Source organism: Tsukamurella sp. USMM236, assembly GCF_037148755.1.
Taxonomy (GTDB): domain Bacteria; phylum Actinomycetota; class Actinomycetes; order Mycobacteriales; family Mycobacteriaceae; genus Tsukamurella.
Genome location: NZ_JBBCSS010000003.1, coordinates 200,330 through 216,482, shown reverse-complemented (window position 1 = coordinate 216,482; position 16,153 = coordinate 200,330). Strand labels below are relative to the sequence as shown.

Annotated in this window: 14 protein-coding genes and 1 pseudogene; 8 read left to right on the top strand and 7 right to left on the bottom strand. The window is 72.0% G+C overall.

The features are described from left to right. The first annotated feature begins 323 nt into the window (after positions 1 to 323). Complete coding sequence (locus tag WFK95_RS12110; protein WP_336671056.1) at positions 324 to 2,597, top strand: DEAD/DEAH box helicase; 2,274 nt, start codon at positions 324 to 326, stop codon at positions 2,595 to 2,597. 1 nt (position 2,598) lies between these two features. On the opposite strand, the gene WFK95_RS12105 is transcribed toward WFK95_RS12110, so the two are convergent. Continuing rightward, complete coding sequence (locus WFK95_RS12105; protein ID WP_336670861.1) at positions 2,599 to 2,928, bottom strand: TfoX/Sxy family protein; 330 nt, start codon at positions 2,926 to 2,928, stop codon at positions 2,599 to 2,601. A gap of 69 nt (positions 2,929 to 2,997) precedes the next feature. Here WFK95_RS12105 and WFK95_RS12100 point away from each other — a divergent pair, with 69 nt between their 5' ends. After that, positions 2,998 to 3,492, top strand: a complete 495-nt coding sequence (locus WFK95_RS12100; protein WP_336670860.1) for a tetratricopeptide repeat protein — start codon at positions 2,998 to 3,000, stop codon at positions 3,490 to 3,492. Between the two features lie 114 nt (positions 3,493 to 3,606). Beyond that, positions 3,607 to 7,143 (top strand): ATP-binding cassette domain-containing protein, encoded by a 3,537-nt coding sequence (locus WFK95_RS12095; protein ID WP_336670859.1) that lies wholly within the window; start codon positions 3,607 to 3,609, stop codon positions 7,141 to 7,143. A gap of 6 nt (positions 7,144 to 7,149) precedes the next feature. Here the strand turns inward: WFK95_RS12095 and WFK95_RS12090 are convergent, their stop codons facing one another. The 6 genes and pseudogenes from WFK95_RS12090 to WFK95_RS12065 all read right to left on the bottom strand — a co-directional run bounded on the left by WFK95_RS12090 (position 7,150) and on the right by WFK95_RS12065 (position 9,646). Beyond that, a complete protein-coding gene (locus WFK95_RS12090) occupies positions 7,150 to 7,470 on the bottom strand; it encodes an Rv3654c family TadE-like protein (protein ID WP_224648442.1) in 321 nt (106 codons plus the stop codon). A 56-nt stretch (positions 7,471 to 7,526) separates the two neighbouring features. Then, positions 7,527 to 7,823: pseudogene (locus WFK95_RS12085) on the bottom strand (TadE family type IV pilus minor pilin); the annotation flags it as partial. Positions 7,824 to 7,858: 35 nt separating this feature from the next. After that, positions 7,859 to 8,053, bottom strand: a complete 195-nt coding sequence (locus WFK95_RS12080; protein WP_224648440.1) for a DUF4244 domain-containing protein — start codon at positions 8,051 to 8,053, stop codon at positions 7,859 to 7,861. Positions 8,054 to 8,076: 23 nt separating this feature from the next. Further along, entirely contained in the window at positions 8,077 to 8,679 is a 603-nt protein-coding gene (locus WFK95_RS12075) for a type II secretion system F family protein (RefSeq protein ID WP_336670858.1), read from the bottom strand. Further along, positions 8,676 to 9,476, bottom strand: coding sequence for a type II secretion system F family protein (locus WFK95_RS12070; RefSeq protein WP_336670857.1), 801 nt, complete (start codon positions 9,474 to 9,476; stop codon positions 8,676 to 8,678). The genes WFK95_RS12075 and WFK95_RS12070 overlap by 4 nt, the downstream gene beginning before the upstream one ends. Further along, complete coding sequence (locus WFK95_RS12065; RefSeq protein WP_336670856.1) at positions 9,473 to 9,646, bottom strand: hypothetical protein; 174 nt, start codon at positions 9,644 to 9,646, stop codon at positions 9,473 to 9,475. Before WFK95_RS12065 ends, WFK95_RS12070 begins: the two co-directional genes overlap by 4 nt. Before the next feature lie 178 nt (positions 9,647 to 9,824). On the opposite strand from WFK95_RS12065, the gene WFK95_RS12060 reads away from it, so the two are divergent. The 5 genes from WFK95_RS12060 (at position 9,825) to WFK95_RS12040 (ending at position 16,047) form a co-directional block, all read left to right on the top strand. Next, positions 9,825 to 10,589, top strand: coding sequence for a hypothetical protein (locus WFK95_RS12060; protein WP_068564984.1), 765 nt, complete (start codon positions 9,825 to 9,827; stop codon positions 10,587 to 10,589). 121 nt (positions 10,590 to 10,710) lie between these two features. Continuing rightward, on the top strand, positions 10,711 to 11,937 hold the full coding sequence (locus tag WFK95_RS12055; RefSeq protein ID WP_231857571.1) for an ImmA/IrrE family metallo-endopeptidase: 1,227 nt from the start codon (positions 10,711 to 10,713) through the stop codon (positions 11,935 to 11,937). A 30-nt stretch (positions 11,938 to 11,967) separates the two neighbouring features. Then, the gene (locus WFK95_RS12050; protein WP_068564982.1) at positions 11,968 to 13,218 is read left to right on the top strand and encodes a tyrosine-type recombinase/integrase; all 1,251 of its coding nucleotides are present in this window, start codon (positions 11,968 to 11,970) and stop codon (positions 13,216 to 13,218) included. Beyond that, a complete protein-coding gene (locus WFK95_RS12045; protein ID WP_231857570.1) occupies positions 13,205 to 15,640 on the top strand; it encodes a tyrosine-type recombinase/integrase in 2,436 nt (811 codons plus the stop codon). Before WFK95_RS12050 ends, WFK95_RS12045 begins: the two co-directional genes overlap by 14 nt. Beyond that, positions 15,637 to 16,047, top strand: coding sequence for a DUF6262 family protein (locus WFK95_RS12040; protein ID WP_139184131.1), 411 nt, complete (start codon positions 15,637 to 15,639; stop codon positions 16,045 to 16,047). Before WFK95_RS12045 ends, WFK95_RS12040 begins: the two co-directional genes overlap by 4 nt. Positions 16,048 to 16,153 lie beyond the last annotated feature (106 nt).

The window sequence follows — 16,153 nt, the reverse complement described above, 5'->3', positions numbered from 1 at the left end:
CTTTCTGGAGCCGTTTGCGGAGACCGCACACAAAAACCTTCAGTACCACGCCCGCAACATCGATCCCCCGATGGTCCCTTCGGACCCCCGGCGGGAGCTGCGACCGCATACAGTCAATCACGATTTCCCATCGAGCAACAGCGGGCGGCGCGATTTCGCCTTCCGTTCACCCGCCGTCCCACCGGACGACGGTCCGTTCTCGGCGCGGTTAGACTGGACGATCGGCGCGTCCGCGGCCCGTGCGGCCCGACGGACGCCGGGTCGATGCGGGGGCTATCACGGTGGAGCACAACACCTTCGGCAGGGAGCTGCTGGACCGGGTCATGGCCGGTTCGGGGTCCGGCGCCGAGAGCCTGACCCACGTGGCGGACATCCCGTCACGCCGAGCGGAATTCGCCCCCTGGCCGACCTGGGTCCCGCCGCGGGTGCGGGAGGGGCTCGTCGACGAGGGCGTCCGGGAGCCGTGGCGCCACCAGGCGGCGGCCGCGGAGCACGCGCACGCGGGCCGGCACGTCGTGATCTCGACGGGGACCGCCTCGGGCAAGTCCCTCGCCTACCAGCTGCCGGTGCTCGCCGCCCTCGCGGAGGACCCCCGCGCGACGGTGCTGTACCTGTCGCCGACGAAGGCGCTCGGCACCGATCAGCACCGGGCCGCGGTGCGCCTGACCACCGACTACGGCCCGAACGACGCCTCGCCCGCCATGTACGACGGCGACACCTCGCAGGAGATGCGCCGCTGGGCGCGCTCCGACAGCCGGTGGGTGTTCACCAACCCGGACATGCTGCACGTGGGATTGCTTCCGCGGCACGCGAAGTGGGCCCGCTTCCTCCGCGGCCTGCGGTACGTGGTGGTCGACGAGTGCCATCACTACCGCGGCGTCTTCGGCTCGCACACCGCCCTGGTGCTGCGGCGCCTGCTACGGGTGGCGGCGAAGTACGGCAGCACCCCCACCGTCATCTGCGCGTCCGCGACCACCTCTGATCCCGCGGGCGCCGCGTCGCGGCTCATCGGCGCGGACTGCGTTGCCGTCACCGAGGATTCGTCCCCGCACGGGCCGCGGACCGTCGCCCTGTGGGAGCCGCCGCTGCTGCCCGACCTGGAGGGCGAGAACGGGGCGCCCGTGCGGCGCCCCGCCACCACGGAGGCGGCGAGGATGCTGTCCGACCTGGTGGTCGAGGGGGCGCGCACGCTCGCCTTCGTCCGGTCCCGACGGTCCGCGGAGACCGTCGCGCTCTCGGCCCGGCGGATGCTCGCCGAGGCGACGCCCGAGCTGGCGGAGCGGATCGCCGCCTACCGGGCGGGCTACCTCGCGGACGACCGTCGCCGGCTGGAGCAGGGCCTCAACGACGGGGCGCTGCTCGGCGTGGCCACGACGAACGCGTTGGAGCTGGGCGTGGACATCGCCGGCCTGGACGCGGTGCTCATGGCCGGGTTCCCCGGCACCGTCGCCTCGTTCTGGCAGCAGGCGGGGCGTAGCGGGCGGCGCGGGCAGGGCTCGCTGATCCTGCTGATCGCCCGCGACGATCCGCTGGACACCTACCTGGTCCACCATCCCGAGTCGCTGCTCGGGCGGCCGGTGGAGGCGACGATCACCGACCCGTGGAATCCGTACGTACTCGGCCCGCAGCTGCTGTGCGCGGCGAGCGAGATCCCGCTGAGCCGTGCGGAGGTCGGCACGCTCGGCGCCGTCGACGTGGTGGGCCGGTTGGTGGCCGACGGGCTGCTGCGCGAGCGGCCCGCGGGCTACTTCCTCGCGGCGGGGATCGATCCGCATGCGGGCGTGAACATCCGGGGCGGCGCGGGCAGCGAGATCCTCATCGTCGAGGAGGCGACCGGGCGGCTGCTCGGGACCGTCGACTTCACGCGCGCGCTCTCGACGGTGCACCAGGGAGCGGTGCACGTGCACCAGGGCGAGTCGTACGTGGTGGACGAGCTGGACCTCGACGACGGGCTGGCGCTCGTGCACGCGGAGGAGCCGGAGTGGACCACGTCGGCGCGCGAGGACCTCGACGTGCACGTCACCGCGGTGCACGAGACCGAGGTGCTGGGCGACGTCACCGCGCGGTTCGTCTCCGTCGAGGTGACCAGCCGCGTGGTCGGCTACCTGCGGACGCTGCGCAGCGGCGAGGTGATGGACGCCGTCGAGCTGGACCTGCCGGAGACCACGCTGGCCACCCGCGCCGCCCTGATCACGCTGACCCCGGAGGTGCTCGAATCGGCGGGCCTGGTCCCGGAACGCTGGCCGGGGGCGCTGCACGCCGCCGAGCACGCGGCGATCGGCCTGCTGCCGCTCGTCGCGTCGTGCGACCGCTGGGACATCGGCGGTCTCTCGACGGCCCTGCACGACGACACCGGCCTGCCGTCGATCTTCGTCTACGACGGTTACCCCGGTGGGGCCGGCTTCGCCGAGCGCGGCTACGAGTCCCTGGCGACCTGGCTCGTGGCGACGCGGGACGCGGTCGCGGCGTGCGAGTGCCCGTCGGGCTGCCCGTCGTGCGTGCAGTCCCCCAAGTGCGGCAACGGGAACGACCCGCTCGATAAGGAGGGCGCCGTCCACGTGCTCGACCTGGTGCTCGCCGCCGTGGCCGCGGGCTGAGTCACCTGGACGGCAGGGACCGCGCGTAGTCGACGGTGCGCCGCACCCACTCCGCGAGTTCGGTATCCGAGGCGGTCGCCTCCGCGTCGAGGTCGAGCCAGCCGCGCATCTCGCGCCCCCGCATGACGGTGCGCGTGACGTGCGGCCCGAGCAGTTCGTCCGCAACGTCCGGGTCCAGGTGCACCATGGCCTCGCCCTTGCTGTTCGCGGCGATCGCCATGTGCCCGTCGACGAGGAACGCCAGCCCGCCGAACATGCGCTTCTCCACCACACCGGGTTGCCCGGCGATCGCGTCCCGGATCCTGTCCGCCAGCCCCTCGTCGTACGCCATCGCCCCAGTGTGCGCCGGTCATCGGCGGCGCGCAGCACGTCGCCGGCGATCGGGAACTACGGTGGCGGGGTGACGACTGATCGGATGGCGTGGGAGGACGACATCGAGGCGATCTGGGGATACCTGGACACCGACGAGCCGGCCGCGTTCCTCGCCCGGATGGAGCGCGCCGTCGCCGCCCCCGAAGTTCCCGAAGGCGTCCGCCGGTTCGAGGTGGCGGGCGCGCACGACGCGCTCGATCGACCGGACCTCGCCGTGGCCGGCTACCGCGCGGCGCTGGAGGCGGGACTCGACGACCACCGCGCGCGTCAGGCCACGATCCAGCTCGCGAGCTCGCTCCGCAACCTCGGCGAACCGGACGACGGCCTGCGGCTGCTCGCCGCGCTCGACACCGATCGCGGGGACGGGCTCGACGACGCCGTCGTCGTCTTCCGCGCCCTGATGCTCGCGGACCTGGGACGCGACCGGGAAGCGCTCGCCGCCACGATCCACGCCCTCGCGAACCGTCTCTCCCGGTACCGCGTCTCGGCACGCCACTACGCCGACGCCCTGATCGAGGGCTGAGCGCACGGGATTCACGACTTTGCCGGCGCATTGCTTCGCAGCGCACGGCGCCGGTTCGGCGGGCCGGAAAAGGACGCGACAGCGGCGGACGGCGCGCTCTACCGTGGACCTACGATGTCCAGTTCGACCCTTTCCGCCGCGCCGACCGCGACGCCGCCGATCCCGCCGATCAGCCCCGAACGCCAGGTGACCTGGCGGCGGCTTCGCAGCCCCGTGGCGGTCGGCGCGATCGTCGCCGTCTGGGTGGCCGCGCTCGGCTCCGCCGCGGGCACGGTGTTCGCCGGGCGGCTGGCGGAGAACCCTGCGGGCCACCTGATCGTCGCGCTGGCGGTGTGCCTGCTGGGGGCGGCGGTGATCGAATCGGTCGGCAAGATCGCCTGGGTCGGAGTGGTCGACCGCGCCGAGGGCGCACTGCGCGACGACGTCCTGCAGTCGGCGATGCGTCAGCCCCTGTCGGTGCTCACCGAGCAGGCGGTGGGCGAGATCCTCGACCGGGTCGACGACGACACCCACGAGATCGGCAACCTGGCGCGCTGGCAGTTGTGGTCACTGTTCCGCACGGTCGCGTCGTGCCTGCCGATCTGGATCATCGCCGGCGTCTCGTGGTGGCCGGCGTTCCTCCTGTTCCCGATCCTCGCGGCCCTCACCTGGTTCGCCATCCGGCGACTGCTCGGCGAGATCGCGCGCCGCAAGGTGATCGAGGAGATCGCGTGGACGGACCAGGCGGCCGCCCTGGAGGAGGGCATCGCCGGCCGCGACGACCTGCGCACCAGCCTGGGCCAGTCGCATTCGATCGCCCGGCTGGCACGGCTCTCGGCCGTCATCCACGCCCGGTTCTACGACGTCGTCCGCGTCGAAACGCGGCTGGCGCGCCGCGCCGGACTGTTGCTGCATGGCCTGCTCGCCGGGATCGCGGTCGCCGGAATCGCGCTGGCGGTCGACGGCTCGATGTCGGTCGCCCGGCTGGTCACCCTGTTCCTGGTGACCTCGATGTTCGTCGGTCAGGTGGCCCAGCTGGCCGAGCAGCTGCCCGATCTGCAGGCAGGGATGGGTGCGGTCATCCGGATCCGGCAGATGCTCGCCTCCGCGCCGGAGCCCGAGGGCGGCGCGGACATCCCCACCCCCGACGGCGATCCGGGCGTGAGCATCGAGATCCGCGACCTCGACTTCAGTTACGCCGAAGGCACATTCGCGCTGAGCGGGATCGACCTCACGATCCCCGCGGGGCGGACCGTCGCCCTGGTCGGGCGGACCGGGTCCGGCAAGTCGACGCTGGCGGCGCTCCTGTCGCGCGCCGTCGATCCCCCGGCGGGAACCGTCTTCCTCAACGGGATGGACATCGATCGGATCGACCTGCACCGACTGCGGTCCCGGGTCGGCGTCGTCACCCAGCGGACCGAGATCCTGATCGGGTCGCTGGCCGACAACATCGCCCTGTTCGACCCGTCGATCACCCACGAGCAGATCGACGCCACCATCCGCCGGCTCGGCCTGCAGACCTGGGTCGACGGCCTGCCCGACGGGGTGGACAGTCCGCTCGGGCCGGGCGGAACGACGCTGTCGGCGGGTGAGGAGCAGTTGGTCGCGTTCTGTCGGCTCATGGTCCGCGACGTCGATGTGGTGATCCTGGACGAGGCCACCGCGCGGATGGACCCGCTCACCGAGCAGCTCGTGATCGCCGCATCGGACCGGTTGCTGGTGGGCCGCACCGGAATCCTGATCGCGCACCGGCTCACCACCATCGAGCGGGCGCCGCTCGTGGCCGTGCTCGACCGGGGTCGGATCGTGCAACAGGGATCTCGGGCGGCGCTCGCCGAGGTGCCCGGGCCGTTCGCCGCGCTGCTCGCCGCCAGCAGGACCGACGCGCCGGCCGAGGGAGCGTCCTCCGCGGCTCCGGCGGCGCCGCCGGAGGCCACCGTCGGGGGTCGCCGGCGGATGGGACCGCCGCCCCCGCTCCGGGAGGTCGGCAACGGCCCGTCGTTGACCCGGGGGATCGTCCACGTGCTGCTGGTCCGGCCGCTCTGGGGTGTCGTCGGCGCGGTCCTGTTCCTCGTGGCGGCGCTGACCGGCGCGCAGGGCGCGGTGACCGGACTTCTCTGGGGCCAGACCGTGGAGGCGATCAGCCGGGGCGAACGGCCGACGTGGCTGACGGTGGGGGTGGTGCTGTCGATGATCGTCGCACCGCTGGCGATCTCCGAAGCCTTCCGGCTCTACCCGCGGTGGTGGATCGAGGTCATGCTGCGGGTCCGGATGGCGGTCCTGCACGGCCAGACCCAACCGCATCGCCTCCCCCGCACCCCGCCGGGGGAAGTCGTCGCCCGAACCATGGACGCGGACCGCTACGCGCGGTACGCCGATCGCTGGGTGGACTTCGTCAACGGCATCCTGATCGCCGCGGCGACCTCGGTCCTCGGCGGGACCTGGGCGGCGGGCGGCATCCTGCTCGTCGTTCTGCTCGCCTCCGCCGTCGCCTCCAGCATCGGCCGCCCGATCGCCGGCCGGTCCGCGGCGGCGGCGTCCAGGGCCCGAGCGCGATTCGGCCGCGCCCTGGTGTCCGCACTGGAGTCGGCGCGCACCGTCAAGCTCTCCGCCACCACCCCCGCGGTCCTGGCCCACCTGCGCCGGGTCGACACCGGCCGCGTCCAGGCCGCCGTGACCGAGCATCGCGTGCAGGCCGCCCTGGAGGGCGTGCCGGTCGTGATGGTCAGCGCCGGGGTGGTGGCCGCGTGGGCGGCGTACGCGGGCGGGGCCTGGGAGCTGGCGACGACGCTGCTGGTCGCCAACGCGGTCAGCGGCTTCGGCTGGTTCGGCCGGGTCGCCGGCAGCGTCGTGACCGATGCCCCCGGCACCCGCGCCTGGCAGGCCGAGACGAGCCGCTTCGCCGGCGGCGTGGATCTGATGACCGTGCCGCCGGGCGTCGACCTGGTCGCCGGCGCCGCACCGGAGCCCCCTGAGGTGCCCCGGGTTCCGCTGGCCGAGCTGGAACTGCGCGACGTCGCCGCCGTCCACGACGACGGGACGATCGGCGTCGAGCACGTCGACCTGCGCGTCTCGGCCGGCGAGCTGGTGCTGCTCGTGGGCCAGGTCGGATCCGGCAAGTCGAGCCTGCTGGCGGCGCTGGCCGGCCTGGTCTCGCACCGCGGCGAGATCCTGTGGAACGGTCGGCCGGTGGCCGACGCCGAGGTGTTCCTGCGGCCGGGACAGGTGGCGCACATCGCCCAGGTGCCCCGGGTGCTGTCCGGGACCTTCGCCGACAACGTCCGGCTCGGCCACGAGCGCGCCTTCGACGGCCCCGTCGCCGACGCCCGACTCGGATCGGACGTCGCCGCGGCGGGCGGACGGGACGCGCTGGTCGGACACCGGGGCGTGCGACTCTCCGGCGGCCAGGTCCAGCGGCTCGCGCTCGCGCGGGCGCTGGCCACCGACGCCGAGCTGCTGCTCGCCGACGACGTGTCCAGCGCGCTGGACGCCACGACCGAGATCGAGCTGTGGCAGGCGCTGCGCGAGCGCCGCGCCACCGTGATCGGGGCGACGTCCAAGCGGGCCGCGTTGGCCCAGGCCGACCGGGTGGTGGTGTTGGTCGACGGGCGGATCGCCGCGATCGGGCCGTGGGCCGCGCTGGCGCCGGAGTGGGGCTACCTCGCCGGCTGAGAGCGCTCACGCCGGGCCCGCTCGGGCGACCGCGGTGGCCTCGTCGGATCCGAAGACCGACAGGGAGACCGGGACACTCACGCGCACCGTCACCTCGAATCCGTCCACGCCGCACGCCCGGAGCGATCCCGCGTTCGCCCGGGCCAGACGGTCCGCCGCCGCGCACGCCTCCTCCGCGTCGATCGCGCTCGCGGCGCCGGCGAGCGCCGCCAGGTCGGCCGCGGCCTGCGCGCGGTGGCGGGCGGATACGGCGGCGCCCACGTCGACCACCATGACCGCCACCACGACGATCGCGGCGACCATCACGGCGGCGAGCACCGTCGCCACGCCGTCCTCCCGCCCGCCACGCGGGGCCCTCGTCGGAGCGGCGCGCGGCCCCGCCGTCACGGTGCCGCCCCCGGTTCCACGGCGGCGACCGCCGTGGCGGAGACGGTCAGTCCCGGCAACAGCGCCACCGGGGCCCGGACCTGCACCGTCACCGTGTCGTCGCTCCGGCTCACCGTCGACGTCGCGCCCGGCGGGCCGACCGACTCGACCGCGCGGGAAGCGCGGGCGTCGTCGCCCCGGGCGCTGAGCCGGGCCGCTTCGCGCGCGGCGTCCACACACCGCACATGGGCGGTGACGCCCACGACCGCGCCCACGCTCAGCACCAACACGGTGATCAGGCTGGCGACGGCGAACGCCGCCTCGACGGTGACCGCGCCCGCCTCCCCGGCTAGCCGGTCGAGGTGCCCAGCGCCTTGCCGATGATGTCCGTCAGCCCGCTGACGATGTTGTCGCCGGTAACGACTCCGTAGAGCACCGCGCCGAAGGCCGCAGCCGCAATGGTGCCGATCGCGTACTCCACGGTCGACATGCCGTCGTCCTCCAGCATCAGCTCGGTCATCCTGCATCGCAATCGAATCCACATTCCATCCCCCTTCCGTCGGACCGCTACAGCAGCCCCTCCCCGAGCACCTTGCCCGCGAGTCCCATCACCACCGGCACGATGCCCAAGCACACGAACGCCGGCAGGAAGCACAGTCCGAGCGGCCCCGCGACCGCGACGCCGGCCCGCTCGCCCGCCGCGACCGCGCGGTCCTCGGCCTGCGCCCGTTCGGTGCGCGCGAGGTCCGCCAGCCCGGCGGCCGGCGAGGAACCCGCGCGGGCGGACCGTCGGAGCATGCGGGTGAGCCCGACGACCTGCGGGTCCGCCGACTCCGTCCGCCACGCGGTCTCGGCGTCCGAGCCCAGGGCCAGCAGTTCCGCCGCGCGCGTCAGCACCTCCGCGAGCGCGGGCGGCGCGCCCGCGACGACGGCGCGGGCCGCGTCGGCCGTCGGCATACCCGCGCGCAGACAGACGGCGAACAGGTCGTAGGCCGCGGCGGCCTCGAACGGGTCCGGCACCGCGGCCCGCCGCGGCAGTCGCATCCCGCGCGACCGCGCCGTCTCCCCGGAGACGGTGGCCGCCACCGCCGAGCGCGCCGCCACCGGCAGTACGAGCAGCGCCGCCGCCAGCAACGCCAGCGCGGCGGCGAGCGGTCCGTGCCCGCTCACGACCGCTCTCCCGATCCGGTGCCGGCGGCACCGTCGGCGATGGCGCGGGACCAGAGCAGCCCGGCGCACGTCAGGCACGTCCCGACCACCAGCAGGACGCCGCCCGCGCCGGTGCCGAGCAGCGTGCCGAGCGGGTCGGCGCCGATCAGCTGGCCCATCGCCACGCCGAGCACTGGAAGGGCGGCGAGCACCTGCGCGGTGGCGCGCGCCCCGGCCAGCGACGAGTGCGCCCGCCGCTCGTACCGCTCGCGCGCCCGCAGGTCCTCCCGGACGGAGGCGAGGAGCTCGCCCATGCCTATCCCGTGCCGCGTGCCCGTCTCCCAGGCCGCGGCGATCCGGGACCACGCCGCGCTCTCGCCGGCGTGCGCCCGGAGGCCCACGGCCACGTCGCCGCCGAGCTCCGCCCGCCCGGCCATCTCCGCGAAGACGGCCCGGACGTGCGGGTCGTCGGCGTCGCGGCCCGCGGTGGTGCAGGCGGCCGCGGGGTGGGCGCCGACGGACAGCTCGGCGACCATCGCCTCCACGCCGGCGAGGATCGCCGAGAGCCGGGACATCCGCTCCCGCGCGGCGCGGTTCCGCGCCCGGAGATCGCGGACGGTGCCCGCGGCGAGCACCGCCGCCAGCGCCTGACCGGGGCCGATGAGCAGCGCGCCGAGCGGCACCGCGACCGCCAGCCACCCCCAGCGCACCGCGACCGGCGACGACGCGGGCGCGTACTGCGCCCGGAGCCGCGCGGCGGCGGGACCGCCCGGCCAGGCCAGCGCCGCCGCGGCGAGCAGGACGATCACGGCGGTCACGGGACACCCCGCTCGGCGAGCAGAACCTGCACGCGCTCCGCCTCCGCCGTGAAACCGCGCTCGCGGTCCCACGCGGGCAGCACCCGGACGTAGCCGTCATCGCCCCGGTCGACGACGCCGATGCTGCGCAGCCCGCGCCGCCCCGAGGGCCAGCGGTGCACCGCGAACACCACCTGACCTCGTTATCAGTAATTACTCTGCCGGACACGGAGATTCATCCCAGTCAGCGCTAGTTTTTATCTTCCGCTACATGTAGGATTAGATACATGTCAGTGGTCGGATCTACCGTGAAACGCGATGGTGGGCGAGCCTCTTGCGAGTGGAGGGTTTCCGTGCAATTATTTCGCTATGGCACTCCATGGGGAGCTTCAGAAGACGCTCGAGGCGTTCGTCGAGCAGCATCGTCCCGCGTTGGCGACCGTGCGTCTCGATCTGCCGGTGGCGATCACCGAGGTCGGGGCGATGTGGTCGCCGCGGCATGCGGATCCGGCGGAGGTGTCCGGCGATGCGTTCTGCTCGGCGGTGCGGCACACGATGCGCGATATCTGGAAGAACGAACGAAACGACAGGCCCGGAGTCAATCTGCGGTGCATCCGGGGTCAGGGCGGTGGCGCCGTGTTTGTGAATCTGGGTACGGAGTTTCGGCTCCGGAAGTTCCTGTCCAGGCATCTGCAGGCGGCGGTCGACCGGGAGGTCGTGCTGCCGCCGGAGGTCGAGCAGAAGATCGCGAACGGCGGGCTGCGGCCGGAGCAGATGAATCTGTTCGCCGGACCTGGCCAGATCCCCAAGCCCGCGAAGCGCAGCGCCAGCGGGGACGACGAGGACCAACGCGAGCACGACGGCATCTTCGCGTTGTGGTCGACGACGGACAACACAACGTTGGAGGCGCTGCACCTGGCGGTGGTTCGTGGAGTGGACAACCCGAGCAGTGCGGAGATCTTGGCGTTGGTGCCGTTCCCTCCGGTGGAGGAGTCACCGTTCTACGGACTGCAGAAGCCGAAGCCGATCGGCGGCGCCCCGTCGGACGACTTCGGGACCTACGACAAGCGCGCTCAGGGCACCGGCGACGACCACGACGACGGTGGGCCGGATACCACGCCCACGCCTGCGTAGCCGTCATAGCAGGGGGAAACTGGTATGCAGCGGGGACCTGCAGCGTTGAATCGGATGTGCAATGAGGGCGACGGTGAACGTATACGGACGCCGGGTGCGTCAAGCCCGGATCATGCGGAAGATGACCGCGAAAGCGCTGGCAGCTGAGTTGAATTGGCCGTCAGCGGCGCGACTGACCCGCTTGGAGAAGTCGATCACGAGCGAGATCAGTACCGGTGAACTGGAGGCGTTGACGACGATTCTGCGATTCCCGCCACGGTTCTTCACCACGGAGCCGCCGATGCGGATCCACCCATCGGACTTGCTGTTTCGGGCGCCGCAGTCGACGACGAAGACTGAGCAGGAGTATCTGACGGATTTCGCTTCGATGGTCGGGGAGTTCCTCGACGAGCTGCATTCACGGTGGCAGCTGCCGGCGGTGAAGATCCCGATGGTCGATCCGTCGGTGCCGGTCGCGGAGGCTGCCGGGCGGGTACGTGATGCGCTCGGTGTGGGCCGGGACGAGCCTATCGACTACCTGACCCACAACATCGAGCACGCGGGTGTGCCGATCGTGATGCGACGGATGCTCGCTGCCGCGACCCTGCGCGACGGCGGCGCAGCCGCATCGGAGAAGCACCTCGGGTATTCGACACGGGTCGGTGAGTTCAAGGCGCGACCGCTGATCGTCGTGAGGCAGTCGACTTCCTGGGAGCGGACACGGTGGACTCTCGCCCATGAGCTGGGCCACCTGAGCTTGCACTGGAGCGGCGATGTCACTGAGGACAAGGAGGAGCAGGCTTCGCGGTTCGCCTCGGAGTTGCTCGCCCCGTTGGCGCAGGTACGCAAGGAGGTGTCCCGGACGCCGTCGCTGATGTCGTTGGTGCCGGTCAAGCAGAAGTGGGGCATTTCGATCGGCGCGTTGCTACGGCACCTGCACACCGGTGGCGTGCTCGACGACGACCGGTTCCGCAGCTTGCAGAAGCAGCTCTACCAACGGGTCAACCCGGATACCGGGCGGACCTGGGGCCGGACCGAGCCGGGCTGGGACGACCGAGCCGTGGAACGGCCGCGGTTGCTGAGCAAGTGGATCGAGCTGGGATTTTCCGTGCAGTCACCGCAGTTGTTGGCGACCTACGACCTGATCTTCCCCGGAGATATCCTCGCCGATTTCCTGGTCGGGCAGCGGCCCGCCCCCTCCACCACCTCGTCCCCCCCCTCCTCTTCCCCCACCTCTTCCGGCGCGGCTCCCTCTGCGCCGGCCGTCGACGCCGCCGCGGGTTCGCGGGGCGAGGACCGGGGTGCCGGTGACGGTTCGGCGGATGTGATCGACTTCCGGCGATTCCAGCAGCGGTCCCGGCGAGCCTGACCCGAGACGAACCAGGCAGGGACGCGAGCGGTGGCGAAGGTGCAGCGGGTGCGGTTCCCGGACCGGCCGGGCACGTACATCGTGGTCGACGAGCTGGACCGGCCGATCAAACCCGCCCGGGAGTACCTGCGGTTTCTCACCGCGAGCGCGGCGTCACCGAACACGGTCCGCGCCTACGCCGCGGGTTTGGCGCAGTGGTGGACGGTGCTCGATCACAGCGGGCACCGGTGGGATGAGTTCCCCACCACCTTGTTCGGGCAGTTCCTGACGTTCCTGCGGACGGGGGATCTGCCCGGGACCCGGCGGATCGGCCCCGAGATCGTCGGCGGATCGTCGACAGCGACGGTGCAGCTGCGGGCGACTGCGGTGCTCAGCTTCTACCGGTTCCAGGCCGATGCGCACCATCTGCTGGGCCCGTACGAGAAGCTGTTCACCTCGCACGGGCAGTGGCGCCGACGGTCCCGGTACGTCGGGTTCCTCGACGGTGTCGGCCCCAGCCACCCCACCGATCACCCGATCTACCGGGTACGGCAACCCAACCGGGCCGCCACCCCGGTGCTGCTGCCGCGGGAGGTCACCGCGATCCTCAACGCCTGCGCCACCCATGACGGCACCCGCTGGTCCGGCGCCGGCCCTGGGCTGCGGAACCGGCTGCTGTTCGCGATCCTCGCCGAGACCGGGATGCGGCTCGGTGAGGCGTTGTCGGTGCGGCATCACGATTTCCACATCGGTGGCGGTGGCACCCCGTACGTGGAGGTCGCCGGCCGCCAGGACCACCCGCACGAGGTGCGATGCAAGACCGGGCCGCGGCGGATCTACGTCGGCGACGACCTGGCGGCCCTGTACTCGGAGTACGTGTGGGCGTTGATCGACGACAGCGCTGATCTGGAAGTGCCCGGTTTCAGTACGCATTTCGTGTTCGTCAACCTCACCCACGGCACCCGGTTCGCGCCGATGCGGCCGGAAACGGTGTACGCGGCGGTCCGGTCCATCACCCGCCGCTGCAACCACCCCAACAACGGCGCCCACACCGATACAGAGCCCGGGCAGCGGGTGCTGCAGCCAGGGTGGACGCCGCACTGGCTCCGCCACACCCACGCGACGGCGTTGCTGCTCTCCGGTGTCGCTCCGCACGTGGTGATGCGCAGGCTCGGTCACGCGGATGTGCAGACCACCCTCTCGACCTACGGGTGGGTCACCGAAGACGCCGAGATGCGGTCGATCGCACAGTGGCGCAACTACGTCGCCGGATGGAAAGGCCTGCACGATGACCACCCCTGAGCCTGCGCCGCGGCTGTCCGCGGCTGCGGCGACCGCGTTCACCTGGCAGGCGCAAGCCGCCCTTGTGCCGACGGCGTGGCGGGAGCCGATCTACCAGATCGACTCGCCCGAGCACCGGCAGGTGTTCCGGCAGAACTCGCGCTATCTCGGCCGTCGTCTGGACTTCACTCCGCAGGGCTGCCCGCCGCGGTTCGCCCGGGAGGTGGCCTGGTTCGTGTGGCTGTGCGCCACCGACCAGATCGGCAAGATCGAACCGGCGTACCTGCGGTGGTGTTGCGAGGCGATCTCCCTCGCCACCCAGAGCTTCATTAAGGAGCATGGGCATCCGCCGGTGTCGATCACCGACCTGACGTCGGCGGCGTTGCTGCGGCACGCCCTGCTCGCGTATGAGGCCCGCAACAAGCGGCTCCCGCCGGTGAACACTCGTCGCAGCATCACGCATCTGATCGAGCAGCTGCACCTGTACCTGTCGGTGCGGTGCACCGACCGCTCCTGGTGGGAGCACGACATCTGGGACCTGCGGGTCGATCCGCGGATCCCGCAACGCGAACACGAACCCAGCCACGACATGGCCGCACGCCTGGGCGGCATCGAACCGGGGTGGCTGCGCGAAGGGGTGCGGTTCTGGCTGCGCGTGTCCATCACCGCGGAGTTGCTGCGCTGGTCCTCCGCGGTGGAACGCTCGAGGATGGCGACCCGGCACCTGGGACGATTCCTCACCGACACCGGGCACACCGACGACCCGGTCCTGGCCGACGACCCCGCGCAGCTGCGCATGATCTTCACCGAGTTCGCCGCGTGGCTGCGCAGCCCGGCCGCCTCCGCCCGCCCGAACCGACGACTGACCGGCTCGGCGATCGAAGCGACCGTGTCCCAGACGCAGGTGTTCTACACGTTCATGGTCGACCACGCCGGCGAGGCGGCCGCCGCGACCGGCATCGCCCGCTGGGGCGACGTCGGCCCCGCGCACACCCGCCTGTGGGGGCCGGCGTTCCGCCGCCGCGCCACACCGAGGAACCGGGAACTGACCTGGTACAGCACCGGCGATCTGCAGCGGATGCTGTGCTACCTCGACGTCCTCGCCACCGACCGCGGCCGCCACGTCACGCTCACCCACCCCGACGGCACCGTCTCCCTCGTCGCCGGCCTCGGGGACCCGCAGGCGGCACGGATCTGGCTCCTGCAGGCCCTCACCGGCCGGCGGGCCTCGGAGATCCTCATGCTCGACGTCGACCCGATCGAGCCGATCCCCGGGTTCGAACGCCCACCCGCCAACCCGGCAGAGCACCCCGCGAACAGGGTTACCAGCGGGGACGGGATGGGGAAGGAGACTGTGGCCAGCGACGACGACGGTGACAGCGGGGTGTTCGTGGCGAAGTTGCGGTACCAGCAGACCAAGGTCGACGGGGTGATCCCGACGATCCTCATCGAGCAGGCCGTGGTCAACGTCATCGCCGAGCAGCGGGCCTGGCTCGCCGCGCAGCACCCGGACTGGTCACCGCGGTATCTGTTCGTGCCGCTGCGCGATCACCACCAGGGCCGCCGGCACCGCCCCTACAACAGCTACCGGCAGGCACTGAGCAACCTCGATCGGATCCATGGACTCACCGACAGCACCGGGCGGGCCTTGCGGTTCACCCAAACTCACCGGCTGCGGCACACCCGCGCCACCGAGCTGCTCAACGACGGGGTGCCCTTGCACGTGGTGCAGCGCTACCTCGGGCACAAGAGCCCAGAGATGACGCTCCGGTACGCCGCCACGCTGGCGGCGACGTCGGAGGCGGAGTTCCTCAAGCACAAGAAGATCGGCGCCGGTGGCGTCGATATCGCGCTCAGTCCCAGCGACATCTACGACATGACCCAGCTGGCCAAGCGCACCGACCGGGTCCTGCCCAACGGGGTGTGCCTGCTGCCGCCGGTGAAGACCTGCGACAAGGGCAACGCCTGCCTGTCCTGTGGGCATTTCGCCACCGACGCAACCCACCTCGACGAACTGCGCTCGCAGCACGCGGCCACGACCGCGTTGCTGCAGGCCCGTCGTGAGCAGTTCCACGCCCGGACTGGACGGGCGTTGACCGACGACAACATCTGGGTGCACCAACGGCTGCGGGAGCTGCATTCGCTCGAGCAGATCATCACCCGGCTCACCGCCGAGGCCCAAGGCTGCGCAGGCCAGGGCCGCACGGGCCAGGACGAGCACAGCCACACTGCAGGGACGGTGACCGGTGCCGGCGCCGCCGATCGGCTGCCGATCCTGCAGATCCAGACCCGCGGGAGCCACGAATCAGCCCTGCGCACCGCTGCAGGCCGCGCTGCGGACACTGCCGCGGGCAGCACACCGGCTGACGGTAGAGCCGGTGAAGTCGATGGCAGCAATGTCGATCCCGGCGGCGATACCGCCGGTGAGGACGGCGGCGCGTGAGCGCCAACGAAGCCTCTCGTGCCGCGTTAGCCGCGAGCGCCGAGCTCCGGTCCGAGGCATCGCAGCGCAGTATCGAAAAGGCACTCAAGGCGATGCGCCGCAACGGGGAAACCATCAACGTCCAGGCCGTCGCGCGGCGGGCCGGGCTGGCTCGCTCGACCGTCTACCGGCACAAGGAGCTGCTGGCGAAGGTTCACCGCCAGCGACGCACCGCAGCGACCCCGCCGCCAGCTGCTGCCGGCCACGAAGCGGCCGCAGCGGATCCGGCGACCGGTGTCCTCGCGGCCATGCATCTTCGGATCCAACAGAAGGACGCCAAGATCGCAGAGCTGACCCGGCAGATCAAGCAGCACGAAGCGACGATCGCCCGACTGCACGGCGAGATCGACGACCTGTCCCCGGACTGAGCGAACCCTCCCCGGGGGTATTGCCGCCAGCGAGCGCACTCTACGGCGGCCAGCGTAAGCACCCTCGCGAGGCTGCGGGGCCGACGAATCGCCCACCGGATCATAT